Origin of the sequence: Enterobacter sp. Ap-867, assembly GCF_011752855.1 — a bacterium.
GTDB lineage: Bacteria > Pseudomonadota > Gammaproteobacteria > Enterobacterales > Enterobacteriaceae > Cedecea.
On record NZ_VWWS01000002.1, the window covers coordinates 530,226 to 556,583 of the forward strand.

Annotated in this window: 23 protein-coding genes; 12 read left to right on the forward strand and 11 right to left on the reverse strand. The window is 55.9% G+C overall.

The window, feature by feature from the left end; translation table 11 throughout:
* The first annotated feature begins 173 nt into the window (after positions 1 to 173).
* Positions 174 to 710 (forward strand): hypoxanthine phosphoribosyltransferase, encoded by a 537-nt coding sequence (hpt, locus tag F3J26_RS10045; protein ID WP_008461837.1) that lies wholly within the window; start codon positions 174 to 176, stop codon positions 708 to 710.
* A gap of 66 nt (positions 711 to 776) precedes the next feature.
* Here the strand turns inward: hpt and can are convergent, their stop codons facing one another.
* Positions 777 to 1,457 carry a carbonate dehydratase gene (gene can, locus F3J26_RS10050; RefSeq protein ID WP_008461838.1) on the reverse strand — a complete coding sequence of 227 codons (681 nt, stop codon included), beginning with the start codon at positions 1,455 to 1,457 and terminating at the stop codon, positions 777 to 779.
* A 97-nt stretch (positions 1,458 to 1,554) separates the two neighbouring features.
* Here can and F3J26_RS10055 point away from each other — a divergent pair, with 97 nt between their 5' ends.
* The 5 genes from F3J26_RS10055 to F3J26_RS10075 all read left to right on the forward strand — a co-directional run bounded on the left by F3J26_RS10055 (position 1,555) and on the right by F3J26_RS10075 (position 6,409).
* On the forward strand, positions 1,555 to 2,481 hold the full coding sequence (locus F3J26_RS10055) for an ABC transporter ATP-binding protein (RefSeq protein WP_166993573.1): 927 nt from the start codon (positions 1,555 to 1,557) through the stop codon (positions 2,479 to 2,481).
* On the forward strand, positions 2,478 to 3,248 hold the full coding sequence (locus tag F3J26_RS10060; RefSeq protein ID WP_008461840.1) for an ABC transporter permease: 771 nt from the start codon (positions 2,478 to 2,480) through the stop codon (positions 3,246 to 3,248). Before F3J26_RS10055 ends, F3J26_RS10060 begins: the two co-directional genes overlap by 4 nt.
* Before the next feature lie 115 nt (positions 3,249 to 3,363).
* A complete protein-coding gene (locus F3J26_RS10065) occupies positions 3,364 to 3,795 on the forward strand; it encodes a PTS sugar transporter subunit IIA (protein ID WP_008461841.1) in 432 nt (143 codons plus the stop codon).
* Positions 3,796 to 3,886: 91 nt separating this feature from the next.
* Positions 3,887 to 5,137 (forward strand): polysaccharide deacetylase family protein, encoded by a 1,251-nt coding sequence (locus F3J26_RS10070; protein WP_008461844.1) that lies wholly within the window; start codon positions 3,887 to 3,889, stop codon positions 5,135 to 5,137.
* A gap of 129 nt (positions 5,138 to 5,266) precedes the next feature.
* Complete coding sequence (locus F3J26_RS10075; protein ID WP_502706582.1) at positions 5,267 to 6,409, forward strand: IS481 family transposase; 1,143 nt, start codon at positions 5,267 to 5,269, stop codon at positions 6,407 to 6,409.
* 88 nt (positions 6,410 to 6,497) lie between these two features.
* On the opposite strand, the gene panD is transcribed toward F3J26_RS10075, so the two are convergent.
* The 9 genes from panD to thpR all read right to left on the reverse strand — a co-directional run bounded on the left by panD (position 6,498) and on the right by thpR (position 13,458).
* Positions 6,498 to 6,878, reverse strand: a complete 381-nt coding sequence (gene panD / locus F3J26_RS10080; RefSeq protein ID WP_008461846.1) for an aspartate 1-decarboxylase — start codon at positions 6,876 to 6,878, stop codon at positions 6,498 to 6,500.
* Positions 6,879 to 6,970: 92 nt separating this feature from the next.
* Positions 6,971 to 7,825: a pantoate--beta-alanine ligase gene (panC, locus tag F3J26_RS10085; RefSeq protein WP_166993577.1), complete on the reverse strand. Its 855-nt coding sequence runs from the start codon at positions 7,823 to 7,825 to the stop codon at positions 6,971 to 6,973.
* Between the two features lie 13 nt (positions 7,826 to 7,838).
* Positions 7,839 to 8,633, reverse strand: a complete 795-nt coding sequence (gene panB, locus F3J26_RS10090) for a 3-methyl-2-oxobutanoate hydroxymethyltransferase (RefSeq protein WP_166876740.1) — start codon at positions 8,631 to 8,633, stop codon at positions 7,839 to 7,841.
* Between the two features lie 44 nt (positions 8,634 to 8,677).
* Positions 8,678 to 9,157 carry a 2-amino-4-hydroxy-6-hydroxymethyldihydropteridine diphosphokinase gene (folK, locus tag F3J26_RS10095; protein WP_008461854.1) on the reverse strand — a complete coding sequence of 160 codons (480 nt, stop codon included), beginning with the start codon at positions 9,155 to 9,157 and terminating at the stop codon, positions 8,678 to 8,680.
* Positions 9,154 to 10,554, reverse strand: a complete 1,401-nt coding sequence (gene pcnB, locus F3J26_RS10100; protein WP_336707856.1) for a polynucleotide adenylyltransferase PcnB — start codon at positions 10,552 to 10,554, stop codon at positions 9,154 to 9,156. Before pcnB ends, folK begins: the two co-directional genes overlap by 4 nt.
* Before the next feature lie 56 nt (positions 10,555 to 10,610).
* On the reverse strand, positions 10,611 to 11,495 hold the full coding sequence (gluQRS, locus tag F3J26_RS10105) for a tRNA glutamyl-Q(34) synthetase GluQRS (protein WP_166993581.1): 885 nt from the start codon (positions 11,493 to 11,495) through the stop codon (positions 10,611 to 10,613).
* 71 nt (positions 11,496 to 11,566) lie between these two features.
* Complete coding sequence (gene dksA / locus F3J26_RS10110; RefSeq protein WP_008460361.1) at positions 11,567 to 12,022, reverse strand: RNA polymerase-binding protein DksA; 456 nt, start codon at positions 12,020 to 12,022, stop codon at positions 11,567 to 11,569.
* A gap of 191 nt (positions 12,023 to 12,213) precedes the next feature.
* A complete protein-coding gene (gene sfsA / locus F3J26_RS10115) occupies positions 12,214 to 12,918 on the reverse strand; it encodes a DNA/RNA nuclease SfsA (protein WP_166993583.1) in 705 nt (234 codons plus the stop codon).
* Positions 12,919 to 13,458 carry an RNA 2',3'-cyclic phosphodiesterase gene (gene thpR / locus F3J26_RS10120; RefSeq protein WP_166993585.1) on the reverse strand — a complete coding sequence of 180 codons (540 nt, stop codon included), beginning with the start codon at positions 13,456 to 13,458 and terminating at the stop codon, positions 12,919 to 12,921.
* Between the two features lie 73 nt (positions 13,459 to 13,531).
* Between thpR and hrpB the strand changes: the two genes are divergently transcribed.
* The 6 genes from hrpB to fhuB all read left to right on the forward strand — a co-directional run bounded on the left by hrpB (position 13,532) and on the right by fhuB (position 24,857).
* Entirely contained in the window at positions 13,532 to 15,967 is a 2,436-nt protein-coding gene (hrpB, locus tag F3J26_RS10125) for an ATP-dependent helicase HrpB (protein WP_166993587.1), read from the forward strand.
* Positions 15,968 to 16,115: 148 nt separating this feature from the next.
* Positions 16,116 to 18,674 (forward strand): bifunctional glycosyl transferase/transpeptidase, encoded by a 2,559-nt coding sequence (gene mrcB / locus F3J26_RS10130; RefSeq protein ID WP_008460368.1) that lies wholly within the window; start codon positions 16,116 to 16,118, stop codon positions 18,672 to 18,674.
* 254 nt (positions 18,675 to 18,928) lie between these two features.
* Positions 18,929 to 21,136 (forward strand): ferrichrome porin FhuA, encoded by a 2,208-nt coding sequence (gene fhuA, locus F3J26_RS10135; protein WP_166993589.1) that lies wholly within the window; start codon positions 18,929 to 18,931, stop codon positions 21,134 to 21,136.
* A 48-nt stretch (positions 21,137 to 21,184) separates the two neighbouring features.
* Entirely contained in the window at positions 21,185 to 21,982 is a 798-nt protein-coding gene (gene fhuC / locus F3J26_RS10140; protein ID WP_008460370.1) for a Fe3+-hydroxamate ABC transporter ATP-binding protein FhuC, read from the forward strand.
* Complete coding sequence (gene fhuD / locus F3J26_RS10145; RefSeq protein ID WP_166993591.1) at positions 21,982 to 22,881, forward strand: Fe(3+)-hydroxamate ABC transporter substrate-binding protein FhuD; 900 nt, start codon at positions 21,982 to 21,984, stop codon at positions 22,879 to 22,881. Before fhuC ends, fhuD begins: the two co-directional genes overlap by 1 nt.
* On the forward strand, positions 22,881 to 24,857 hold the full coding sequence (gene fhuB, locus F3J26_RS10150; protein WP_502706583.1) for a Fe(3+)-hydroxamate ABC transporter permease FhuB: 1,977 nt from the start codon (positions 22,881 to 22,883) through the stop codon (positions 24,855 to 24,857). The genes fhuD and fhuB overlap by 1 nt, the downstream gene beginning before the upstream one ends.
* 106 nt (positions 24,858 to 24,963) lie before the next feature.
* Here the strand turns inward: fhuB and hemL are convergent, their stop codons facing one another.
* On the reverse strand, positions 24,964 to 26,244 hold the full coding sequence (gene hemL / locus F3J26_RS10155; protein WP_166993593.1) for a glutamate-1-semialdehyde 2,1-aminomutase: 1,281 nt from the start codon (positions 26,242 to 26,244) through the stop codon (positions 24,964 to 24,966).
* Positions 26,245 to 26,358 lie beyond the last annotated feature (114 nt).

Genomic DNA, 26,358 nt, shown 5'->3' on the forward strand with positions numbered 1-26,358 from the left:
GATAGCATTTAATTATAGTTATTAACAAGTGTGATGGTTGTCACATTTATGGCTTTTTTTTCAAGTGGGGATGTGAAGGCGATTTGCTGGTATACTCCACGCCTCACTATTTTGTGTTGGCTGCAGGTGAACCAGCATTAAATGATTTGTTTTTAAATCATATGGTTAGAGATATGAAACATACTGTTGAAGTGATGATCCCGGAAGCGGAGATCAAAGCCCGTGTCGCTGAACTGGGTCGTCAAATCACCGAACACTATCGCGACAGCGGCAGTGACATGGTGCTGGTGGGTCTGCTGCGTGGTTCATTTATGTTTATGGCGGATCTGTGCCGTGAAGTTCAGGTTTCCCATGAAGTCGATTTTATGACCGCTTCAAGCTACGGCAGCGGCATGTCCACCACTCGCGACGTGAAGATCCTGAAAGATCTGGACGAAGATATCCGTGGGAAAGATGTGCTGATCGTGGAAGATATCATCGACTCCGGCAACACCCTGAGTAAAGTGCGCGAGATCCTGAGCCTGCGTGAACCAAAATCTCTGGCCATTTGTACGCTACTGGACAAACCGACTCGCCGCGAAGTGAATGTTAACGTTGAATACGTTGGCTTCTCTATCCCAGACGAATTCGTCGTTGGCTACGGCATCGACTATGCCCAGCGCTATCGCCACCTGCCGTTCGTTGGCAAAGTGGTGATGCTGGACGAGTAATCAATCGTCGTAAGCAAACAAAAAAGGGCCTTAAAAGGCCCTTTTTGCTATCCACATTTCACGGAATTATTGCGAAGCTGCGCGATTCCGGTGGCTATGGTGGGTATTCTTCAGGTTGGCTATGCCGCTGCGGTAGCCCTGCTCGAGTGACTCGCGGCTGGTGGCCGTCACTTCAAGGTCGCGCAGGCGCCCGTCGTGAATACCGTAGACCCAGCCGTGAACCGTGACTTTCTGGCCGCGTTTCCAGGCAGACTGCATGATGGTGGAATGGCCGATGTTGTATACCTGCTCCATGACGTTCAATTCGCAGAGCGTGTCCATCCGCTGTTCCGGTGCCAGTTCCCCTAAGAGCGAACTATGCTTGAACCACAGGTCGCGAATGTGCAGCAGCCAGTTGTTAATTAGGCCCAGCTCCGGGTTTTCTACCGCAGCCTGAACGCCGCCGCAGCCGTAGTGACCGCAGATAATAATGTGCTCAACTTCAAGGACGTCTACAGCGTACTGCACAACGGAAAGGCAATTCAGATCGGTATGAACAACGAGGTTTGCCACGTTACGGTGAACAAAGAGTTCGCCTGGCTCCAGGCCGGTAAGTCGTTCGGCGGGAACACGGCTGTCGGAGCAGCCAATCCAGAGAAAGCGAGGTTTTTGTGCCTGGGCAAGTCTTTCGAAGAAACCGGGGTCTTCCTCAACCAGCATTTTTGACCAAAGTTCATTATTGCTGATAAGGGAATCAATGTCTTTCATGTGAGGTTAACGCCTGTCACCCGAGAAGTGCGATGGGGTAATATAGGGTAACTCAACGAATTTTCAAACAAGTACCGAATAAGGTAAGCGAATATCCATGACAATTGCATTGGAACTGGAACAGTTAACGAAAACCTATCCCGGTGGCGTCCAGGCGCTACGTGGCATAGATCTTCGCGTTGAAGCGGGTGATTTCTATGCGCTGCTCGGCCCTAACGGTGCGGGAAAATCCACCACTATCGGCATTATCAGTTCGTTGGTGAATAAAACCTCCGGCCGCGTGCGGGTGTTTGGCTACGATCTGCAAAAAGACGTGGTCAACGCCAAACGCCAGCTTGGCCTGGTTCCCCAGGAATTCAACTTCAACCCGTTTGAAACGGTGCAGCAGATCGTCGTGCACCAGGCTGGCTACTACGGCGTTGAGCGCAGCGAAGCGATAGCGCGCAGCGAAAAGTATTTAAAACAGCTCGATCTGTGGGAAAAACGCAACGAACGTGCGCGGATGTTATCGGGAGGGATGAAGCGTCGCCTGATGATTGCCCGTGCGTTAATGCACGAACCTAAGCTGCTGATTCTGGACGAGCCTACTGCCGGCGTAGACATCGAGCTGCGCCGCTCTATGTGGGGCTTCCTGAAAGATCTCAACGACAAAGGCACTACCATTATTCTGACTACTCACTATCTGGAAGAAGCCGAAATGCTGTGCCGCAACATCGGCATTATCCAGCGTGGTGAATTGGTAGAGAACACCTCGATGAAATCGCTGCTTTCCAAGCTGAAATCAGAAACCTTCATCCTGGATCTGGCCCCTAAAAGTCCACTGCCTAAGCTCCACGGTTACCAGTATCGGCTGGTGGACACGTCCACGCTGGAAGTCGAAGTTTTGCGTGAACAGGGGATTAACAGCGTGTTCAGCCAGCTAAGCGCGCAGGGGATACAGGTACAGAGTATGCGTAACAAAGCTAACCGTCTCGAAGAGTTGTTCGTGACGCTGGTAAACGGTAAACAAGGGGATCAGGCATGATGCAGCTGTACTGGGTGGCGCTGAAAAGCATCTGGACCAAAGAAGTTCACCGCTTCGCCCGTATCTGGATCCAGACCCTGGTTCCGCCGGTCATCACCATGACCCTGTATTTCATTATCTTTGGTAACCTGATTGGCTCGCGTATCGGCGAAATGCACGGCTTCACCTATATGCAGTTCATCGTGCCGGGCCTGATCATGATGGCGGTGATCACCAACGCCTACGCCAACGTCGCTTCCTCATTCTTCAGCGCGAAGTTCCAGCGCAATATCGAAGAGCTGCTGGTGGCACCGGTACCCACGCACGTGATCATCGCGGGCTATGTTGGTGGCGGCGTCGCGCGCGGTCTGTGCGTGGGGATCCTGGTCACGGCGGTGTCGCTGTTCTTCGTCCCGTTCCAGGTGCATTCCTGGCTGTTCGTGGCGTTGACGCTTGTACTGACGGCTATTCTGTTCTCGCTGGCCGGTCTGCTGAACGCCGTCTTTGCCAAAACGTTCGATGATATCAGTCTGATCCCGACCTTCGTGCTGACGCCGCTGACCTATCTGGGCGGGGTGTTTTACTCCCTGACCCTGCTGCCTCCGTTCTGGCAGGCGCTCTCGCACCTGAACCCCATCGTCTACATGATTAGCGGCTTCCGTTTTGGTTTCCTGGGCATTACCGATGTGCCATTGGTGACCACCGTCGGTGTGCTGGCAATCTTTATCGTCGTGTTTTACTTGTTGTGCTGGTATCTCATCCAGCGCGGTCGCGGGCTCCGGACCTAATAGTTCCTGATTAAATCCCCCTCTTTAGGGGGATTTTTTTACGCCAAATTGATACGCATCAGGCTACTTATTCAGCGTTCTGGCACACTGTCGCTCCATAAACAGGAGAGACTTTATGCTTGGCTGGGTCATTGCCGGACACGACGACTACGCACAAAAGATACTGGATGCTCTCGAGCAGCGCTTTGGGCCGCAGCCTCAGTGCTGTGCGGTGAATTTCTGGCACGGGTTAAGCACCAATATGCTCAGCCGGATGATGTGCGATGCTCTTCACCACTGCGATTCGGGCGACGGCGTTATCTTTCTGACCGATCTCACCGGGGCGGAACCTTACCGGGCAGCGGCATTGATGAACCATAAGCATGAGCATTGCGAAGTTATCGCCGGGGTAACGCTGCCGCTGCTTTTAGCGATGCGTGAGCAGCGGGAAAATATCTCCAGCGAAGCTTTTCGGCAGCTTATTGTGGAGCAGGGCGGGGAGGCGGTGACCAGCCTTTGGCATCAGCAGCAAAAGAACCCGCCGTTTGTATTGCTGCACAATTATTAAGGGTATGTATCTATTGAGGTTGGTATTCCTCTGTCTTTTGCTAAACTAATGACTTCCTTCCGTCTTTCCGACAAAAACTGACTAATTTGCCATGTTAACTCGCCTTGTTTATTGCGTCATGCTGGTCATCAGCATCGGAACTGCTCAGGCTAGCCTGCTCAGTAGCCATGACACTCCCGCCCAATATATGCAAACCACCGAAGATGCCGATATCTGGGCGCAGGTGGGTGATAATGTGATTTCCGTCGGCCGTATCGGCCAGGGGCAAATCCTGGCGGTGGTGCCGACGGCCGCAGATTACTACGAGTTTAATTTCGGCTTCGGTACCGGGTTTATCGACAAGGCGCATCTTGGCCCGGTAAAAGGCAAGCAGCGAGTGGAAGACCGGCTGGGGGATCTCAACAATCCGTTGAGTAACCAAAACTTGATCACCTTCCGCGACGTGGCTATCTATAGCGAGCCGGCCACCTCGTCAGCGGTGTTTGGCACGCTGGCAGATAACCTGCGTTACCCAATCATCGGCAAGCTCAAAGATCGCCTGAACCAGACCTGGTACCAAATTCGCATTGGCAATCGCCTGGGCTACATCAGCAGCCTGGACGCGCAGCCGGATAACGGCATTCCGGTTCTGACCTATCACCACATTCTGCGTGATGAGGAAAATACGCGTTTCCGCCATACGTCGACGACCACCTCGGTGGTTGCGTTCAGTAACCAGATGACCTGGCTGCGTGACATGGGCTACACCACGCTGACGATGTATCAGTTGGAAGGTTATCTGCGTAACCGTATGAATCTCCCGGCTCGCTCGGTGGTGATCACCTTTGATGACGGGTTGAAATCAGTCTACCGTTACGCGTTCCCGATTCTGAAACAGTACGGCTTTAAAGCGACGGCTTACATTATCTCGTCGCGCATTAAGCGCCATCCACAGCCGTGGAATCCAAAGTCTCTGCAGTTTATGAGTATTTCTGAGCTGGAGGCGATTCAAAGCGTGTTCGATATTCAGTCGCACACGCATTTCCTGCATCGCGTGGATAACTACCGCCGCCCGATTCTTCTGAGCCGTAGTTACCACAATATCCTGTTTGATTTTGAGCACTCGCGCCGTGCGCTGTCGCAGTTCAATCCGCACGTGCTTTATCTCTCTTATCCGTTTGGCGGCTATAACGATATTGCGGTAAAAGCGGCGAACGATGCAGGATTCCATATGGCGGTAACCACGGTGCGTGGGAAGGTGAAACCGGGCGACAACCCGTTCTTGCTGAAGCGGCTTTATATTATGAGGACGGATTCTCTGGAGACGATGTCGAGGACGATTACCAATCAGCCTGAATCGTGAGTACGTGAGCTAAACTGGGGTTGTTCGATCCCCTCTCCCGTGTACGGTCCGGGGACATCGTGAACACTTGTTCGGAGACATGGTAGACACTTACAACTAAGGCATAAGAACCCGTTTATGGAGCCGCTTATGCCGTGGGATGCGAGAGATACCATGTCATTACGTTCTGAGTTTGTTCTGCTCGCCTCGCAGGACGGGGCGAACATTCGTCTTCTGTGCCGTCGCTATGGCATTTCTCCTGCCACTGGCTACAAGTGGCTTCATCGCTGGTTACAGGACGGCACTGCCGGTCTTGCTGACCGTTCACGTGCACCACACTTTTCTCCCGCAAGAACCGACGACAGCATTACCGACCTGCTGCGGATGGCACATGCCACACATCCACGCTGGGGGGCCCGCAAGATTAAGGGCTGGCTTGAAGACCACGGGCATCAGTTGCCCGCCTTCAGTACCGTTCATAAGCTGATGGCCCGTCACGGTCTGCTGCCCGGTGTTCCTCCCGGCATCCCGGCTACCGGCCGCTATGAACACAGTGCGCCTAACCAGCTCTGGCAGATGGATTTTAAGGGCCACTTTTCCTTTGCCGGTGGCCGCAGCCATCCGCTGACGCTGCTGGACGATCATTCCCGCTTTTCACTCTGTCTGGCTCACTGTACCGATGAACGCCGTGTCACCGTGCAGACCCAACTGATTAATGTCTTTGAACGCTATGGCCTGCCGGAGAGGATGACGATGGATAACGGTGCGCCGTGGGGAGATACCACCGGGACCTGGACAGCACTGGAACTGTGGCTGATGCGCCAGAGTATCCGGGGGAGCCATTCCCGGCCTTACCACCCACAGACACAGGGCAAGCTGGAGCGTTTTCACCGCAGTCTGAAGGCGGAAGTGCTGCAGGGCCAGTGGTTTACGGACAGCCAGCAGTTGCAACGGGCCTTCGACCACTGGCGGACGGTGTATAACCTGGAGCGGCCCCACGAGGCCCTCGCGATGAAGGCACCGGCTTCGCGATATCAGCCATCGTCCCGGCAGTACAGTGCAGACGTTAAGCCACCGGAATACGATGAGGGAGTGGAGGTACGGAAGGTCGATATCAGCGGAAAGCTGAGCTTCAGGGGCAGCAGTCTGAAGGCAGGTAAAGCATTCAGAGGAGAATATGTGGGACTGAAAGAGACGATGGAAGACGGGTGTTATGAAGTGTGGTGGTACAGCACGAAAGTGGGGGTGATCGACCTGAAGAATAAGTCGATCACCATGGGTAAAGGATGTTAAAAAGTGTTCACCATGTCTGCGAACACCTGTCTACCATGTCCCCGGACTGTACATCCCGCGTGGGGAGAGGGTTAGGCGAGGGCGGTTGTTACGCGACCTGAACCGGCACGGCTTTCGCGAGACGCTTCATCTCATTCTCACCGTCAAAGTAGGCCACTTTTGGCTGCCAGCTGCGCGCCTGCTCATCTGGCATAGTAACGTAGCTGGCGATAATCAGGATGTCACCGACGTCGGCGCAGTGTGCCGCCGCACCGTTAACGGAGATGATTTTAGAGCCACGTTCACCGGCGATAGCGTAGGTAGAAAAACGCTTCCCGTTGGTGACGTTGTAGATGTCGATGGCTTCATATTCCAGAATGCCTGCCGCCTCAAGGAAGTCCTGATCGATGGCGCAGGAGCCTTCGTAATGCAAGTCCGCCTGAGTCACTTTGACGCGGTGTAACTTGCCTTGCAGCATGGTGCGAATCATAAACTTGAACCTTTGTTACTGGGCTTAAAAAGCGCGGATATCACCCGCGCCGTGGATATTCGAGGCAGTATTGCCCTTTTTATTTAGGCTGTCTACTGCGCCAGATCGACGGTGACGTTATCAATCAGTCGGGCCTGACCGAGCCAGGCCGCCATCAGGATCACCGCACGTTTGCTTTCCGCTGACAGCTCCAGCAAAGTGTCCGCATCGCGGATTTGCAGGTCATCAGAACGGAAACCTTTTTCGTTCAATTCTGTTGCCGCGAGGATCAGCATCTCTTCGGTATCACGGTCGCCGCCGCGCAGTTTTTCCGCCAGGCCGTTCATGACCTTGCTCAATCCCGGGGCGATTTTACGCTGATCTGCTGTCAGGTAGCCATTACGTGAGCTGAGCGCCAGGCCGTCTTTAGCGCGCACGGTCGGCACGCCAATAATCTCAATGTCGTAGCCCATATCGGCGACCATTTTGCGGATCAGCGCTAGCTGCTGATAATCCTTTTGGCCAAAGCAGGCAACGTCGGGCTGAACGAGGTTGAACAGTTTGCTGACAATGGTGGAAACACCACGGAAATGCCCTGGGCGGCTGGCGCCTTCCAGCATGGTGGAGATGCCCGGCACATCCACAAATGTCTGTGTGTCGAGGCCCTGAGGGTAAACGTCAACCGGCGCCGGGGCAAAGACCATATCCACCTTGCGGCGGTTCAGCTTTTCGCAATCTTCCTGCAGGGTGCGCGGGTAGCGGGCTAAGTCGTCCGGTCTGTCAAACTGCATCGGGTTCACGAAAATACTGACCACGACCACATCAGCCACGGCTTTGGCTTCTTCCACCAGCGTCATGTGCCCATCGTGCAGGTTGCCCATGGTCGGCACCAGGGCGATGCGTTTTCCTTCCTGGCGCCAGCGGCGAATCTGCTGACGCAGCAGCGGTAACGTTTCGATAATCAGCACAACCTATCTCCTGTCAGTAAAAACTGTGTTCGTTGCCCGGATAACTGCCGGATTCGACTTCACTAATGTACTGGCGCACCGCGGTGCGAATATCGGCGGTCTCAGCAAGGAAATTCTTCGCAAACTTAGGAATATGGCCGCCGGTAATCCCAAAGGCATCATGCATCACCAGAATCTGCCCGTCCGTGACGTTGCCCGCGCCAATGCCAATCACCGGGATAGAAAGCGCTTCGGTTACGCGTTTAGCCAGCTCAACGGGAACGCACTCCAGCACCAGCAGCTGGGCGCCAGCGGCTTCCAGCGCCAGAGCGTCATCCAGCAGCGTTTGCGCGGCCTGTTCGTCGCGGCCCTGAACTTTATACCCGCCAAAAATATTGACCGACTGCGGCGTTAATCCCAAATGACCACATACAGGAACGGCGCGCTCCGTCAGCATTTTCACCGTGTCAGCCAGCCAGCGGCCGCCTTCGATTTTCACCATGTTAGCCCCGGCGCGCATGACCTCTGCGGAGTTGGCAAACGCCTGCTCCGGCGTGGCGTAGGCCATAAACGGCAGGTCAGCCAGCAGCAGGCAGTTTGGCGCACCGCGGCGAACCGCACGAGTGTGGTAGGCAATGTCTGCCACCGTGACCGGCAGCGTAGAGTCGTGGCCCTGAACCGTCATGCCCAGCGAATCGCCAACCAGCAAAACGCCGACGCCTTCGTCAGCAAACAGCTTAGCGAAGCTAAAGTCATAGGCGGTAAGGGTGGCGAATTTCTTGTTATCCTGCTTGAGCTTACGCAGGGTGGAGGTGGTAGTGGGTTTCATCATCATCCCCGGAGAAAGGTTAGAACAGGATACGGGCGCGCTGTTTACCAGCGGGTGATGCCCTCCTGGGAGAGGCTAGCCAGTATCGCGGCAACAGACTGCCCGTCGGGAAAGCGGCATTCCGGTGCTATTTCCAGCAGAGGAACCAGCATAAACGCGCGGTTCTTCATGTCGTAATGAGGTACAGTCAGGCGTTCGGTGTGCATCACCTCATCGCCAAACAGCATAAGATCGAGATCTAACGTCCGCGGCCCCCAGCGCTCTGCTTTGCGCACGCGGCCATGCTCCAGTTCAATACGTTGGGTATGGTCCAGAAGGGCTTCGGCAGACAGGTCGGTGTCCAGCACCACGGCAGCATTCAGATAATCTGGCTGATCCTGCGGGCCGAGCGGGGGGGTGCGGTAAAACGAAGAAGTGGCCACCATTCGGCTTTGTGGAATGGCGGCCAGGGCGTCAAGAGCAGATGAAACCTGCTCCAGCGGCGACGCCTGGTTACTGCCCAGCGCGATATACGCGAGGGTCATGAATTACCTTCGCGACGTGGCGCGCGTTTGCGTGGGCGACGCGTGCGGCGGCGAGCTGCAGGCTCATCGCCAAGGTCGTTCAGCATATCTTTTTGCATTGGCGGCGCAGCGACCTGGAACTCGCCCCACCATTTGGTCAGACGCAGCAGTTCCTGGTTGTTCTCGACTTCCGCGCGCAGCGCCAGCAGGTCGTAAGACGCCCGGAATTTAGGATGCTCCATCAGCTTCCAGGCGCGTTTACCCTGGCGGCGGGACAGACGAAGCTGCAGGCCCCAGATATCGCGCACCAGCGTAGTAATGCGTTTTGGAATCGCCAGCGCACGGCAGGCTTCATCCAGCACTTCATTCATCGCCAGCGCAAAGGCGTCGTAGTAGGCGAGGCCGCTTTCCTGGGCAATCTTTTGCGCCATTTCCAGCTGTGGATACCAGAACATCGCCGCAAACAGGAACGCCGGATTTACGCGCATATTGTTATGAATGCGGGTATCGGTGTTCTTCAGCACCAGCGCAATAATGCGTTCCATCGGGCTGTCGCCCTGCTCGGTGAAATAGCGGGTGATGATCGGGAACAACGGCTGGAAGAGCTGATATTCACGCAGCAGTTGGTAGGTTTCAAACCCGTATCCGGCCTGCAGAAGTTTGAGCGATTCTTCAAAGAGACGCGCCGGGGGCACATCGTTCAGCAGCGTGGCAAGGCGAGGAATCGGCTCGCCGGTTTCCGGGCTGATGGTCATATTCAGCTTGGCGGCAAAGCGCACGGCGCGCAGCATTCGCACCGGATCTTCGCGGTAACGCGTTTCCGGGTCGCCAATCAGGCGAATAATGCCTTTATTCAGATCGTTCAGGCCGCCGACGTAATCCCGCACGGAGAAATCGGCCACGCTGTAGTAAAGACTGTTGATAGTGAAGTCGCGGCGTTGAGCATCTTCTTCGATAGAACCAAAGATGTTATCACGCAACAGCATGCCGTTCTGGCCACGCTGCGAGGTCTGACGGTCGGCAGACTGCTGCTCTTCATGATGGCCGCGGAAGGTGGCCACTTCGATGATTTCAGGCCCGAACATCACGTGAGCCAGGCGGAAACGGCGGCCTACCAGGCGGCAGTTACGGAACAGTTTGCGAACTTGTTCTGGCGTCGCGCTGGTGGTGACGTCGAAATCTTTCGGTTTTTTGCCCAGCAGCAGGTCGCGGACGCCGCCGCCGACGAGGTAAGCCTCGTAGCCTGCTTTGTTTAAACGGTAGAGTACCTTGAGGGCATTTTCACTGATATCTTTGCGGGAAATAGCGTGCTGATCGCGCGGGATAACAGTAATGTGCGGGAGAGTTTCGGTCTCCTCGACCACGACGTCATCGCGGTTAAGCACCTTGCGGCAAAAATTAGCGACTCGGGTAAAAATAGTCCACCTCGGCAGTGTCAATCATAGGGACAAAAAAAACAGCGGCTAATCATAGCTCAGTGTGGGGCATTTGAGAATGATGTATTCACCGGCACACTATTAAGCGACCAGTTCATTATGGCTTGCTCCAGCAGCCTTTCCTGCGTCAGATCTTGCCAGCCGTCCGCTACTTGTTGATTTAAAAAGCGCAACGCTTCCACCAGCAGCGGGCGAGGATCGCCCTGCGGCAGCGCGGGCGCGTGATTCTGCTTCGAAAGCTTAGAGCCCTGCTCGTTGAGCGCCAGTGGCAGATGAATATAGCCGGGAGCGGGCCAGCCAAACTGCTGATATAGCGAGATTTGCCGTACCGTCGGCTCTATCAAATCTGCACCGCGCACGATCTCCGTCACGCCCTGGAAGTGGTCATCCACCACGACAGCAAGATTATAGGCGAACAGACCGTCACGACGGTGAATGATGAAATCTTCCCGCGCCAAAGACTCATCGGCATGCAATTGCCCGCGCAGGCCGTCCTGGAAGCTCAGCACCGGGTTGTTTTGCACCAGGCGCATTGCGGCGTTTTGTGGCCCATTACCAAGGGTTCTGCAATGCCCGTCGTAGAAACCGCCGATCTGCTGAATACGGCTGCGAGTGCAGGTGCAGTAATAGCTCAGCCCTTGCTGCCGGAGCCAGTTCAGCGCGGCGCGATAGGCCTCATGGCGGTGGGATTGCCATAGCACATCGCCATCCCAGTGCAGGCCGTAATGCTCAAGCTGTTTGAGGATGGTGTCGGCGGCGCCGGGAACTTCGCGAGGAGGATCGATATCTTCGATGCGTACCAGCCAGCGACCCTGTTGAGCGCGAGCCTGGAGGTAGCTGCCAAGAGCGGCAATGAGTGAGCCAAAATGCAGTTCCCCGGAAGGTGAGGGGGCAAAACGGCCAATGTAGAGTTGAGCTGACATTTTTTGGGGTGCAATAAAGTAATATGGCGGGAGAGTCTCCCGCCATAGAGGTTTGGCATTTCCGAGGGCCGTTAGCCGGCCATCTGTTTTTCGCGGATTTCTGCCAACGTTTTGCAGTCGATACACAAATCAGCGGTCGGACGTGCTTCAAGGCGACGAATGCCGATTTCTACACCACAGGATTCGCAGTAGCCGAAATCTTCGTCTTCCACTTTCTTGAGCGTTTTTTCGATCTTTTTGATCAGTTTGCGTTCACGATCGCGGTTACGCAGTTCGAGGCTGAACTCTTCTTCCTGGGCCGCACGGTCTACCGGGTCCGGGAAGTTAGCCGCTTCATCCTGCATGTGCGAAACGGTGCGATCTACCTCGTCCCTGAGCTGATTACGCCATGCTTCAAGAATAAGCTTGAAGTGCGACAGCTGGGCTTCGTTCATGTACTCTTCGCCCGTTTTCTCCTGGTATGGCTCCACCCCAGCGATGGCGAGAATACTCAGGGACGACGTTTTACGCTTTTGCCCTTCTTGCATGTTGCTTCTCCTTAACACGCACTTATCGGTCCCCTGTCGGGGTAAAATCAGGCCGCTATAAATAGCAGATGCTTTTCAGGTTGGCAATTATATAAACTCCTCTCTTGACAACCGTGTGAAGAAAAGCTTATTTGCGAAACGACCCGACTATAAAAAAGACAATACGTTATCTGTCCTTAACCAGATGCTGATTATAAATAGACAGGCAACGGCGTAGTTAGAGTGATCCTCTCGGCAGAAAGTTCTGCTTTCCAGGCGATAATTTCAACCCCACACTGCTGTGCCTCGGTTAACAGCCGCGCATATTTCTCATCAATGTGGCGGGCTGGCGAGACGCTATTGATAGCAGAATGTAAAACCGCAAACAGTAGCACCGCGCGCTCTCCTTGCTGAACCACATTCATCAACTCTCTTAAATGCTTCTGGCCCCGCAGGCTAACAGCATCGGGAAAATAGCCTTTATCCTGCTGGAGCAACGTGACTGATTTCACTTCAATATAGCAGTTAACCTTGTTACTCGCTTGTAACATAAAGTCAATTCTGCTGCGTTCTTCACCGTATTTTACTTCGGCCTGAAGGCTGTCATAGCCCGCCAGTTGTGTCGGAGGATATGTCGTCAGCATCTCTCTGACCAGAGTGTTTGCTCGTAACGTATTGACGCAAATTATCTCACCCTTTTGTGTTTGAGTAAGCTCCCATGTATGGGGGTATTTGCGCGTTGGGCTGGCCGATGTGGAATACCAAACCGTGTCGCCCGGCGTGGCACAGCCTGTCATTGCTCCGGTATTGGGGCAATGCAGCGTCATGGTTTCGCCGTTGGCGGTTACAACGTCCGCCAGAAAGCGTTTATAGCGTTTAATTAGCGTGGCGGGCTGCAGCGCGGGTGAAAACTCCATCTACTCTTCCTTATTAGTGAGCGACCAGCGCTCCAGCGCCTGATAGCGGGTTCTACCCTGTTCAAAAACGGACTCGTACAGCGAAAATTCATTCACCTGAAATTGCCAGCTAAAGCCCGGGGCGGGGATCGCCACGGAGCGTATGGCATTGCGATAAAGCGTCACGTGGGGATGAAACGGCTGCGGAGACTGATAGCAGCCGCTGCGAGCGGCCTGGGAGCGTAGCATATTGGCCAGTTGCAACAGGCCGCGCGGAGCCTGGCGTGGCCCCAGCCAGACGACGCTTGAGCGAAGCCATTGCCCGGCATCGTCCAGGCGCAGCGTAAAGCCGGGCTGGTTAATTCTTCCGGCGAGGCGACACAGTGCCTGGCGTTTTTCTTCGGAGACATCCCCCAAAAACGCCAGCGTGAGGTGCAGATTGGCCGCAACTACCGGTCGGCCAGCATCCGCCGGGAACTGGGCGGCTCGCCAGTGAATGATTTGCTGCTGAACCTCGGACGGTAACGTCAGGGCAAAAAACAGGCGTCGATTTTCGGCCATGCTTGTCTCTCGGTTATGGTTTGGCGGGATGCTACAATGCGCGACTGCCGATGTTAACCCTTTGGAGCCGTTTGTGTCCTCATTACCGGTTGCGGCCGTACTTCCGGAAGTGCTGAAAGCGCTCGAGTACGCCCCGCAAGTATTGCTCAATGCCCCTACCGGCGCAGGTAAATCTACCTGGCTGCCGCTGCAAATCCTTCAGCAGAGTAAGCTGGAAGGCCGCATTCTGCTGCTTGAACCTCGTCGCCTTGCTGCCCGCAATGTTGCTCAGCGACTGGCCGAGTTATTGGGTGAGAAACCGGGTGAAACTGTCGGCTACCGGATGCGAGCTGACAGCTGTGTGGGGCCAAACACCCGGCTTGAGGTGGTGACCGAAGGGATTCTAACGCGGCTTATCCAACAGGATCCCGAGCTCAACGGTATTGGGCTTGTGATCCTGGATGAATTTCATGAGCGCAGTTTACAGGCCGATCTCGCCCTGGCGCTGTTGCTGGACGTGCAGGCCGGGCTTCGCGATGACCTTAAAATTCTGATTATGTCGGCGACGCTGGACAACCAGCGTCTGCAGCAATGCCTGCCGGATGCACCGGTGATTACCTCTGAAGGTCGTGCTTTCCCGGTTGAGCGCCGCTACATGGCTTTGCCAGCGCATCAGCGCTTTGATGACGCAGTTGCCGCCGCCGTGGCCGGGCTGCTGCGTGAAGAGTCAGGATCGCTGCTGCTGTTTTTACCCGGCGTGGGTGAAATTCAGCGTGTACAGGAACAACTCAAAGAGCGAGTGCCGAGCGATGTTCAGCTTTGCCCGCTGTACGGCGCTTTACCTTTGAGCGAGCAGCGTAAAGCGATTCTGCCCGCCGCGGTGGGAACCCGGAAGGTCGTACTGGCGACTAACATTGCCGAGACCAGTTTGACCATTGAAGGCATTCGCCTGGTGGTGGATGCAGCGCAGGAGCGCGTCGCTCGCTTTGACGCTCGTACCGGGCTGACCCGGCTGGCCACTCAGCGTGTGAGTCAAGCCTCAATGACCCAGCGGGCCGGACGCGCCGGGCGTCTGGAGCCGGGTATATGCCTGCATCTGATCGCCGCCGACCAGGCCGAACGTGCGGCGGCCCAGAGCGAACCGGAAATCTTACAAAGTGATTTATCCGGCGTGCTGCTGGAGCTATTGCAATGGGGCTGCCAGGACGTGCGCCAGCTAACCTGGCTTGATGTGCCGCCGGAGGTCAACCTGGCGGCAGCTCAACGTCTGCTACGTCAGCTAGGGGCCGTTGACGAACAGCAACGCCTGACGGCAGAAGGGCAAAAAATGGCGAAAATGGGTAACGACCCGCGTCTTGCCTCAATGCTGGTGACGGCCAAAACGCCGGATGAGCAGGCCACAGCCGCGTGGCTGGCGGCAATCCTGGAGGAACCGCCGCGTACTCAGGGCGGCGGCGATTTGCGGTCACTTTTCGACAGCAGGAACGGTAACTGGCGGCAGCGCGCCGCTCAACTGCTGAAAAGAATAAATGCCCGAAGCGGGGAGCCGGATATCTCGCTAGCCATGCCGCTGTTGGCAAGCGGGTTTAGCGACCGTATCGCCCGGCGGCGCGGGGCAGAAGGTCGCTATCAGTTAGCCAACGGCATGGGTGCGATGCTGGAGCAGGATGACGCCATGACGCGGCATGAATGGCTGATAGCGCCGCTTTTGCTGCAGGGCAGCCAGTCGCCGGATGCCCGCATCCTGCTGGCGCTGCCGCTGGATGTTGAAGAGCTTGTCGTTCGTATCCCGCATCTGCTGACGGAAAGTGATTCGGTGGAGTGGGATGAAGAGCGGGGGGCGTTAAAAGCCTGGCGGCGGCGTCAGATCGGCAAATTAGTGGTGAAAACTCAGCTGTTAGCGAAGCCTTCCGAAGAGGAAATGCAGCAGGCGATTTTAAACGGCATTCGTGAACGCGGGCTGGGCCTGCTGGAGTGGTCCGTTCCAGCCCAGCAGCTGCGGTTGCGCCTGAGCTGCGCGGCTCGCTGGCTGCCGGAGCAGAAATGGCCTGCGGTGGACGATGACTCCCTGCTGGCAAAGCTCGAAGACTGGCTGCTGCCTGAAATGCGCGGCGTGCATTCGCTACGTGCGTTGAAAAATATCGACCTTAGCCGGGCGCTGGGTAACTTGCTTGACTGGCCAATGCGTCAACGGCTGGATAGTGCCCTGCCAACTCATTACACTGTGCCGACCGGAAGCCAGATTGCGATTCGCTATGACAGCGAAAATCCGCCGGTACTGGCGGTGCGTATTCAGGAAATGTTTGGTGAAGCACAGACGCCTTGCATCGCCGAGGGGCGCGTTCCGCTGGTGCTTGAGCTATTATCTCCGGCGCAGCGGCCGCTGCAGATCACCCGTGATTTAACGGCGTTCTGGAACGGGGCCTGGCGCGAAGTGCAAAAAGAGATGAAGGGACGTTACCCGAAGCACGTCTGGCCGGACGATCCGGCGAATACTGCCCCGACGCGCCGGACGAAAAAGTATTCCTGATGCTCTCCCCAATGGGATAGCTAGCGAGCATGAAAAGGCATTCTTGAAAAGAATGTCCGGTTGTTTTTTTTGAGAGATTTCTTCTTTCGCATTGCGCGGAAGAACGGAGAATCGGGCCTTTGCGCCTGAACTTTTGTGGAGAAGATGCATGGCGGGGAATGACCGCGAGCCTATTGGACGTAAAGGAAAACCAACGCGTCCGGCGAAAGAGAAGGTGAGCCGTCGTCGACTCAAGGAAGAGGAGTATGACGACGAGTACGAAGACGATGATTACGAGGACGAAGAACCTATGCCGCCGCGTAAAGGAAAAGGTAAGGGGAAAGGCTCGGGCCGCCCGTCGAAAAAACGCCGTTTCTTCTGGCTGTTGGTGAAGCTGGCGATCATCTTCTTTGTGGTGCTGGTTATTTACGGTGTGTACCTCGATCAGCAGATCCGCAGCCGCATTGACGGCAAAGTCTGGCAGCTTCCGGCGGCGGTCTATGGCCGCATGGTAAACCTTGAGCCAGATATGCCTTACAGCAAAGCGGAGATGGTGAAGCTGCTGGAAGCGACGCAGTACCGGCAGGTGTCGAGCATGACGCGCCCGGGCGAGTTCACCGTGCAGGGGAACAACATCGAGCTGATTCGCCGCCCGTTTGACTTCCCGGACGGTAAAGAAGGGCAGATTCGCGCTCGCCTGGTGTTCGACGGTGGCCATCTGGAATCCATCCAGAACATGGATAATAACCGCAGCTTCGGTATCTTCCGCCTCGACCCGCGGCTGATCACCATGCTTTCTTCGCCAAACGGCGAGCAGCGCCTGTTCGTGCCGCGTTCCGGCTTCCCGGATCTGCTGGTGGACACGCTGATTGCTACCGAAGACCGCCATTTCTATGAGCACGACGGGATCAGCATTTACTCTATTGGCCGCGCCGTTGTCGCAAACCTGACGGCCGGGCGAGCGGTGCAGGGCGGCAGTACGCTGACTCAGCAGCTGGTGAAAAACCTCTTCCTGAGCAACCAGCGTACGCTGTGGCGTAAAGCCAACGAAGCCTACATGGCGCTGATCATGGATGCTCGCTACGACAAAGATCGCATTCTTGAGCTGTATCTGAACGAGGTGTACCTCGGCCAGAGCGGCGACGATCAGATTCGTGGCTTCCCGCTGGCCAGCCTGTATTACTTCGGCCGCCCGGTGGAAGAGCTTAGCCTCGACCAGCAGGCGCTGTTGGTAGGTATGGTGAAAGGGGCATCGCTGTATAACCCATGGCGAAATCCGAAGCTGGCGCTTGAACGTCGTAACCTGGTCCTGCGCCTGCTGCAGGAACAGAAAGTTATCGATCAGGAGCTGTACGACATGTTGAGCGCGCGTCCTCTGGGCGTGCAGCCTCGCGGCGGCGTGATTTCGCCACAGCCAGCCTTTATGCAGATGGTGCGTCAGGAGCTTCAGGATAAGCTGGGCGACAAGGTAAAAGACCTGTCCGGCGTGAAGATCTTCACCACCTTTGACTCCGTGTCTCAGGATGCGGCAGAAAAAGCAGTGACCGAAGGCGTTCCGGTGCTGCGTGCTTCCCGTAAGCTGAACGACCTGGAAGCGGCGATGGTCATTGTTGACCGCTTTACCGGTGAAGTTCGCGCGGTCGTCGGCGGCGCGGAACCGCAGTTTGCGGGCTTTAACCGTGCGCTGCAGGCTCGTCGCTCCATTGGCTCGCTGGCAAAACCGGCCACTTATCTGACGGCGTTGAGCCAGCCGGATAAGTTCCGCCTGAACACCTGGCTTGCCGATGCCCCGATTGGCATCAAACTGTCGAATGGCCAGGTCTGGTCGCCGCAGAACGATAACCACCAGTACAGCGGGCAAGTGATGCTGGTGGATGCGCTGACGCGTTCGATGAACGTGCCAACCGTAAACCTGGGTATGACGCTGGGCCTGCCGGCCATTACCGATACCTGGACCAAGCTTGGGGTACCCAAAGACCAGCTTAATCCGGTGCCGGCGATGATTCTGGGGGCGCTGAACCTGACGCCTATTCAGGTTGCGCAGGCGTTCCAGACGATTGCCAGTGGCGGGAACCGCGCCACGCTTTCCGCGCTGCGGTCGGTGATTGCTGAAGACGGCACCGTGCTGTATCAGAGCTTCCCACAGGCGGAGCAGGCGGTGCCTGCGCAGGCTGCTTACCTGACGCTGTTTGGTATGCAGCAGGTGGTGGCTCGCGGTACAGGCCGTGCGCTGGGCGGGAAATACCCGAACCTGCATCTGGCCGGGAAAACGGGCACCACCAACAACAACGTGGATACCTGGTTTGCCGGCGTTGATGGCCGTGAAGTGACCATTACCTGGGTAGGACGTGATAACAACCAGCCAACCAAGCTGTACGGTGCCAGCGGCGCAATGTCGCTGTACCAGCGTTATCTGTCAAACCAGTCGCCGATCCCGCTGGATCTGACCCAGCCGGAAGATATCGTGGACATGGGCGTCAACGGCGCGGGTTACTTCATGTGTAGCGGCGGTGGTGACCGTGTGCTGCCTGTCTGGACGACGAACCCGAGCGCGCTTTGCCAGCAAAGTCAGCAGGAAGAGCAGTCGGCTAATCCATTCAGCCAGGCGCCAGCAGGCCAGCAGCCGCAGCAACAACCGCAGCAGCAGCCTCAGCAGCAACAGCCCGCTCAGGAACAGAAGAGCGACGGCGTTGCCGGCTGGATTAAGGACATGTTCGGCAGCAATTAAGCCTCGCTTCACTTACAAACCTCTCCCTAACCGGGGGAGGTTTTTTTTGCTTTTTTGTCCGCCATAACGCGTTTCTTATCTTAAATTTCACGCCCAATTAACACCACATAAACCATCTGGTTATTTCTTATTCCCTTAATAAGCCTGAGGGTGTGAGGTGCTTGCTATGCAGCCAGCGTTTCGTCTATTATCCTGCGGGCATAATAATAATTATCGTTTACGTTATCATTTACCACTTCACCAGAGAAAATATCATGGCGCGTTCACTCCCAGGTCAGCCAGCCAAAAACCCTGTCCGTAAGCTTGCCCTGTTTGTGGCGGCGGCGGTGGGCACCGTCAGCGTTAATAGCTTCGCGGCGGACACCGGCACGACCAAAAAAGAAGACACTATCACCGTTTCAGCCGCCGCAGCGCCTGCCGAAAGCGCATGGGGGCCATCGCCAACCATCGCCGCTAAACGCAGCGCCACGGCGACCAAAACCGATACCCCTATTGAAAAGACCCCGCAGTCTATTTCGGTGGTGACTCGTGAAGAGATGGATACCCGGCAACCGCAGACGGTAAAAGAAGCTCTTGATTACACACCAAGCGTGTTCTCTACTCGTGGGAGCTCTTCAACTTACGACGTTGTATCTATTCGTGGTTTCACCACATCATCTACTGTAAATACGAACCAATATTTGGATGGGATGAAGCTGCAAGGGGATAACTATTCCGAAGCTTCTATGGATCCATATTTCCTGGAGCGTGTTGAACTGCTCCGTGGCCCTGTTTCTGTGCTTTATGGTAAAAGCCATCCTGGTGGCGTAGTTAGTATGGTCAGCAAACGTCCAACGACTGAGCCGTTGCACGAAATTCAATTTAAAATGGGTACCAACAACCTGTGGCAGACAGGTTTTGATTTCAGCGATGCGTTGGATGATAGTGGTGAGTTTTCCTACCGCCTGACAGGGCTGGGCCGTAGTCAAAATGCTCAGCAAGATATGGTTAAATCCAACCGCTACGCTATTGCTCCATCCTTTAGCTGGCGTCCTGATGACAAAACAGATTTCACTTTCCTAAGTAATTTCCAAAGCGATCCTAACGCAGGTTATTACGGCTGGCTTCCTCGTCAGGGAACTGTTGTTCCTTATGTTGATGCCAATGGCAACTCTCACAAATTACCAACGGATTTCAATGAAGGTGAGAGAGACAACAAAATGTCTCGTCGCCAGCAAATGGTTGGATATAGCTTTGCGCACGAGTTCAACGATACCTGGACCGTTCGCCAGAATCTGCGCTACACGCGAATCCATACGCTTTATGATTCTGTATACGGAAATGGCTATATTGCGCCTGGACAAATCAGCCGCGCTTATGTTCGTTCTGACGAAGATCTTAGTAACTTCTCTGTAGATACTCAGGCACAGGCTAAATTTGCCACAGGAGCTGTTGACCATACTCTGTTAACCGGTGTGGATTACATGCGTATGCGCAACGATATTGATGCTCTATACGGTTCTGCTGATCCGCTCAACATGAGCAATCCGCAGTACGGTAATGCGAACGTTGTGGCTAACTTCCCTTATGCAGTAATTAACCGTCAACAGCAGACGGGGCTTTACATGCAAGATCAGGCGGAGTGGAACAAGTTTGTTCTGACGCTGGGGGGACGGTACGATTTTGCTAAAACTTCCACCTTTACTCGCTCATCCGGCACGTTAGCTGAAGTAAGTGATAACCAGTTCACCTGGCGTGGTGGTCTTAATTATCTGTTTGATAATGGTATTTCTCCTTACGTAAGCTATAGCGAATCTTTTGAACCGGTTTCAGGCTCTACTAAACAAGGTAAGCCATTTGATCCCTCTAAAGGGAAACAGTATGAAGCTGGCGTGAAATATGTACCAAAAGATATGCCAGTCACCGTCACCGCTGCCGTTTATCAGCTGACAAAAGATAAAAATTTAACCGTAGATCCTAACGATAATGCCTTTAGTGTTCAGGGGGGAGAGATTCGTTCTCGTGGCTTTGAACTTGAAGCTAAAGCTGCTGTTAACGCAAATATCAACCTGACTGCCGCTTATACATACACCGATGCTGAGTATACGCATGACACACTGTATCAAGGTAAGCGTCCGGCAGAAGTTCCACGTAACATGGCCTCTCTCTGGGCTGATTACACCTTCCACGAAACTGCTCTGAGCGGGTTCACGTTCGGGGCTGGTGCTCGTTATGTTGGGGCAACCTCGAGCTTCTATGCTTCTGGCCCACAGGTTAATAACACCTTTAACGTGCCAAGTTATACGGTTGCCGATGCTATGGTTAAGTATGATCTGGCTCGATTTGGTTTACCTGGCTCTTCCGTCGCTGTAAATGTCAACAACCTGTTCAACCGTGAGTATGTTTCAAGTTGCTATCGTGACTATGCATGCTATTGGGGCGCTGAGCGTCAGGTGGTTGCTACCGCGACCTTCCGCTTCTAACTTGTCTCCCGGGCACGGTTCGCCGTGCCCTTCACTAAGATGGCTACCATGCAGGATAAACAGCTTCATCCCGACACGACTTTTAGCCTCACTGATGTCACGTTTCGCGTGCCCGGCCGCACGCTACTCCATCCGCTGTCTATCACCTTCCCGGTGGGTAAAGTCACTGGCCTGATTGGCCATAACGGCTCCGGTAAATCGACGCTGCTGAAAATGCTGGGTCGCCACCAGAAACCTTCTGAGGGTGAAATTCTGCTGAACTCACAGCCGCTGGACAGCTGGGGCAGCAAAGCTTTTGCCCGGCAGGTGGCCTATCTTCCCCAGCAGCTTCCTGCCGCTGAGGGTATGACGGTGCGTGAGCTGGTTGCGATTGGTCGTTATCCGTGGCATGGGGCTTTAGGGCGTTTTGGGGTGGCTGACCGTGAGCTGGTGGATGAGGCAATCAGTCTGGTAGGGCTGAAGCCGTTCGCGCATCGTCTGGTGGACAGCCTGTCCGGCGGCGAGCGCCAGCGGGCATGGATCGCCATGCTGGTGGCGCAGGATAGCCGCTGCCTGCTGCTGGATGAGCCGACCTCTGCGCTGGATATCGCTCATCAGGTGGACGTGCTGGCGCTGATCCATCGCCTTAGCCAGGAGCGCGGCCTGACGGTGGTTGCCGTTCTGCACGACATTAATATGGCTGCGCGGTACTGCGACAATCTGGTGGCGCTACGCGGTGGCGAAATGATCGCGCAAGGGACGCCGGAAGCCTTAATGCAAAGTGATACGCTGGAGCATATCTACGGTATTCCGATGGGCATCCTGCCGCACCCGGCGGGGGCTGCGCCGGTGAGTTTTGTTTATTGATGAGCCGTATGAATGACTTTATTTTAACCCGTCGCCGCCTTTTGGCGGCGATGGCGCTTTCACCGCTGCTGCTAAAATTACCTGCCGCGCAGGCGGCGGTGCCGGATGCAAAACGCATCATCGCCCTGGAATGGCTGCCCGTTGAGCTGATGATGGCGCTCGGCGTCACGCCGATGGCCGTCGCCGACATCCCTAATTACCAAATCTGGGTGAACGAACCTAAGCTGCCGGAAGGCGTGATTGATGTTGGCCTGCGCACCGAACCTAACCTCGAGCTGATGGCGCAGCTAAAACCATCGCTGATTCTCTATTCTGCGGGCTACGGCCCTTCGCCGGAAAAAATCACCCGTATCGCCCCTGGGCTTGGGTTCAATTTTAACGATGGCTCCGGCAAGCCGCTGGATATTGCGCGTAAATCGCTCATTCAACTGGGGGATACGCTGGGTATGCAGCAGGCCGCCAGTCGGCATCTGGCCGAATTTGATGCGTTTATTGCCAGCATGAAGCCTCGCTTTGCCGCGCGCGGCAATCGTCCAGTGCTGCTGATGTCATTTTTGGATAATCGCCATGCGCTGGTGGTGGGCAAACATAGTTTGTTCCAGCAGGTGATGGATTTGCTGGGGGTGACGAATGCCTGGCAAGAAGAAACGAACTTCTGGGGGACGGCGGTTGTTGGGATTGAACGCCTTGCGTCGATCAAAGACGCCGATGTGCTGTGCTTCGACCATAGAAACGAAGCGGTAGCCCGCCAGGTAACGGCCACGCCGCTGTGGAAAGCGATGCCGTTTATCCGCCAGAACCGTTTTCAGCAAGTTCCCGCCGTCTGGCTTTATGGCACGACGATGTCGGCTATGCACTTCGCCCGCGTGCTGGACGATGGCCTGAGGAGCCTGACCTGATGAAACGTCACGTTATTTTCCCCTCCAGCCTGCTGCTGGTGCTGTTTGTCTGCGCGCTATGGCTGACGCTGCATAACATGCATGGCGTCTTACCCTCTTCGCAGTGGCGCAGTGCTTTTATCCAGCCGGACATCGACAATGTTCAACAGATGCTGTTTCACTTCAGCCTGCTGCCGCGTCTCGCAATATCGCTGTTGGTTGGTGCCGGGCTGGGTCTCGTCGGCGTGCTGTTCCAGCAGGTGCTGCGCAATCCTCTGGCGGAGCCGACAACGCTTGGTGTAGCCAGCGGGGCTCAGCTTGGCGTCACGGTTGCTACGCTTTGGGTGCTGCCGCTGGCTGCCCAGCCCTTTGCGGCGCTGATTGGTGCGGCGGTCGTTGGCCTGCTTGTCTTTGGCATCGCCTGGGGCAAGCGGTTGTCGCCGGTCACGCTGATTCTTGCGGGCCTGGTGCTGAGTCTTTATTGCGGGGCGGTCAACCAACTGCTGGCAATCTTCCACCATGACCAGCTGCAGAATATGTTCCTGTGGAGCACTGGATCGCTCAATCAACAGGACTGGAGCAGCGTTGAGAGTCTGTGGCCACGCCTGCTGGGCGGCCTGCTGCTAACGCTGCTGCTGCTGCGTCCGTTAACGCTGATGGGACTGGATGATGGCGTGGCGCGTAATCTGGGCCTGGCGCTTTCGCTGGTCAGGCTGGTGACGCTGGCGCTGGCGATTGTGATCAGTGCTCAGTTGGTTAATGCGGTCGGGATCGTTGGTTTTATCGGGCTGTTTGCGCCGCTGCTGGCAAAAATGCTGGGGGCTCGGCGCCTGGTTGCTCGTTTGTGCCTGGCTCCGCTAATTGGGGCGCTTATTCTCTGGCTGTCTGACCAGGTGGTAGTTTGGCTTTCCAGCGTGTGGGGTGAAGTCTCTACCGGGACGGTCACTGCGCTGATTGGCGCACCTATCCTGCTGTGGCTGCTGCCTCGTCTGCGTACCAGCGGTGCGCCGTCCATGAGCGCCGGAGATCATGTTCAGGCTGAACGCCAGCGTGTGCTGCTTTGGGTGGCCACGGGACTTGGCATTCTGCTGCTGGTGATTGCCGCCGCGCTGGCACTGGGGCGTGACGCACACGGCTGGCGATGGTTAAGTGGTGCGCTCTTTGACGATGTGCTGCCGTGGCGCTGGCCGCGCGTTATGGCGGCTTTGACCGCAGGCGTGATGCTGGCAGTTGCGGGCTGCCTTATCCAGCGGTTAACCGGCAACGCGATGGCAAGTCCGGAAGTCTTGGGTATTAGCTCCGGCGCGGCCTTCGGCGTGGTGTTGATGCTGTTTATTGTGCCGGGGAACGCGTTTGTCTGGCTGTTGCCGGCGGGCAGTCTTGGGGCGGCGGTAACGCTGCTGATCATCATGATGGCTGCCGGACGAGGCGGGTTTTCTCCTCAGCGTATGCTGTTGGCCGGGATGGCGCTCAGCACCGCCTTTACCATGCTATTGATGATGCTGATGGCAAGCGGCGATCCGCGTATGGCGACGCTGCTGACCTGGATTTCTGGCTCGACGTATAACGTTACAGGCGAGCAGGCAGTCAGAACGTTGGGTGTCATGGTTGGGCTGTTAGCCATCACGCCGCTACTGCGCCGCTGGCTGGTAATTTTACCGCTGGGCGGTGCCACCGCACGGGCGGTGGGAATGGCGTTAACACCATCGCGCTTTGCGCTGCTGTTGCTGGCGGCAACGCTTACCGCCACGGCGACGTTAATCGTCGGCCCGCTGAGTTTTGTCGGGCTGATGGCGCCACATATTGCTCGCATGCTTGGCTTCCGCAGGGCAATGCCGCAGATAGCGATGGCCGGGATTTTTGGCGGGATGTTAATGATTCTGGCGGACTGGTGCGGCAGGATGATTCTTTTCCCGAATCAGGTGCCGGCGGGGCTGCTGGCGACGTTTATCGGTGCGCCTTATTTCGTTTATTTGCTGAGAAAGCAGGGGCGGTAACCCCTCACCCTAACCCTCCCCCCAAAGGGGAGAGGGAACTGAAAAGAGCATAAATCTGCTGTTTTCCCCCTCGCCCTTGCAGGGAGAGGGCCGGGTGAGGGTAAAATTACAGCTTCGCAAACACGCGGCGTGCCGCTTCGAGGGTCCGCTGAATATCTTCTTTGCTATGCGCCACGGACATAAAGCCCGCCTCAAACGCGGACGGCGCAAGGTATACACCTTCTTCCAGCATCAGGTGGAAGAAGCGCTTGAAGCGCTCTACATCGCAGGCAACCACGTCTTTATAGCTGGTGACGGTTTCGGCATCGGTGAAGAACAGGCCGAACATGCCGCCGACGTTATTCACCACCAGTGGGAGGTTTTCTGCTTTAGCCGCATTCAACAGGCCGTTAGCCAGCATCTCCGTCAGCTCGGTCAGGGTCTGGTGAACGCCGGGCTGCGACACTTCTGTCAGGCAAGCGAAGCCCGCCGCCATGGCGATAGGGTTCCCGGAGAGCGTGCCCGCCTGGTAAACCGGGCCCGTTGGTGCCAGCGCGTCCATGATTTCGCGACGGCCACCGAAGGCGCCGACTGGCATCCCGCCGCCGATGATTTTGCCGAGGCAGGTCAGGTCTGGTTCTACATCGTAGTAAGACTGAGCGCCCGCCAGCGCCACGCGGAAGCCGGTCATCACTTCATCAATAATCAGCAGTGCACCAAATTCGTCGCACAGCGCTCGCAGGCCCGGCAGGAAGTCCGCATGCGGAGGAATACAGTTCATGTTGCCCGCGACGGGTTCAACGATGATACAGGCCACGTCCTGAGGATATTGCTCAAAGGCTTCGCGCACGGAGGCCAGATCGTTATAGGTGCAGGTCAGGGTGTGCTTCGCAAAGTCAGCCGGCACGCCCGGAGAGTTTGGTTGGCCGAGCGTCAGAGCGCCGGAACCGGCTTTCACCAGCAGGCAATCCGCGTGGCCGTGGTAGCAGCCTTCGAATTTGATGATTTTATCCCGGCCAGTGTAGCCGCGAGCGAGGCGGATAGCGCTCATGGTGGCTTCGGTGCCGGAGTTCACCATACGAACCATGTCCATGGTCGGCACCAGCTCACAAACCAGCTCCGCCATTTTCACTTCCATTTCGGTTGGCGCCCCAAAGCTCAGGCCGCGCTCAACGGCTTCAATGACCGCGTTGCGGATCGCCGGGTGGTTGTGGCCGAGTACCATTGGGCCCCATGAACCAACGTAATCGATATAGGCTTTACCGTCTGCGTCATACAGGTAAGCCCCGTCCGCACGCTCGATAAACAGAGGCACTCCGCCTACGCCAGTAAAGGCGCGTACCGGAGAGTTAACGCCGCCGGGAATGACCTGGCGGGCTGCGGCGTACAGGTTTTCAGACTTACTCATGAATCGGCTCCTGATTCGTGGAAATGGTGACAGCGGGCTATTCTATGTGAAACCTGCCTCGCGTTGAAATATTTGCCCAAATCAAACGTTACGGTTTATTAGCTAATTTAATAA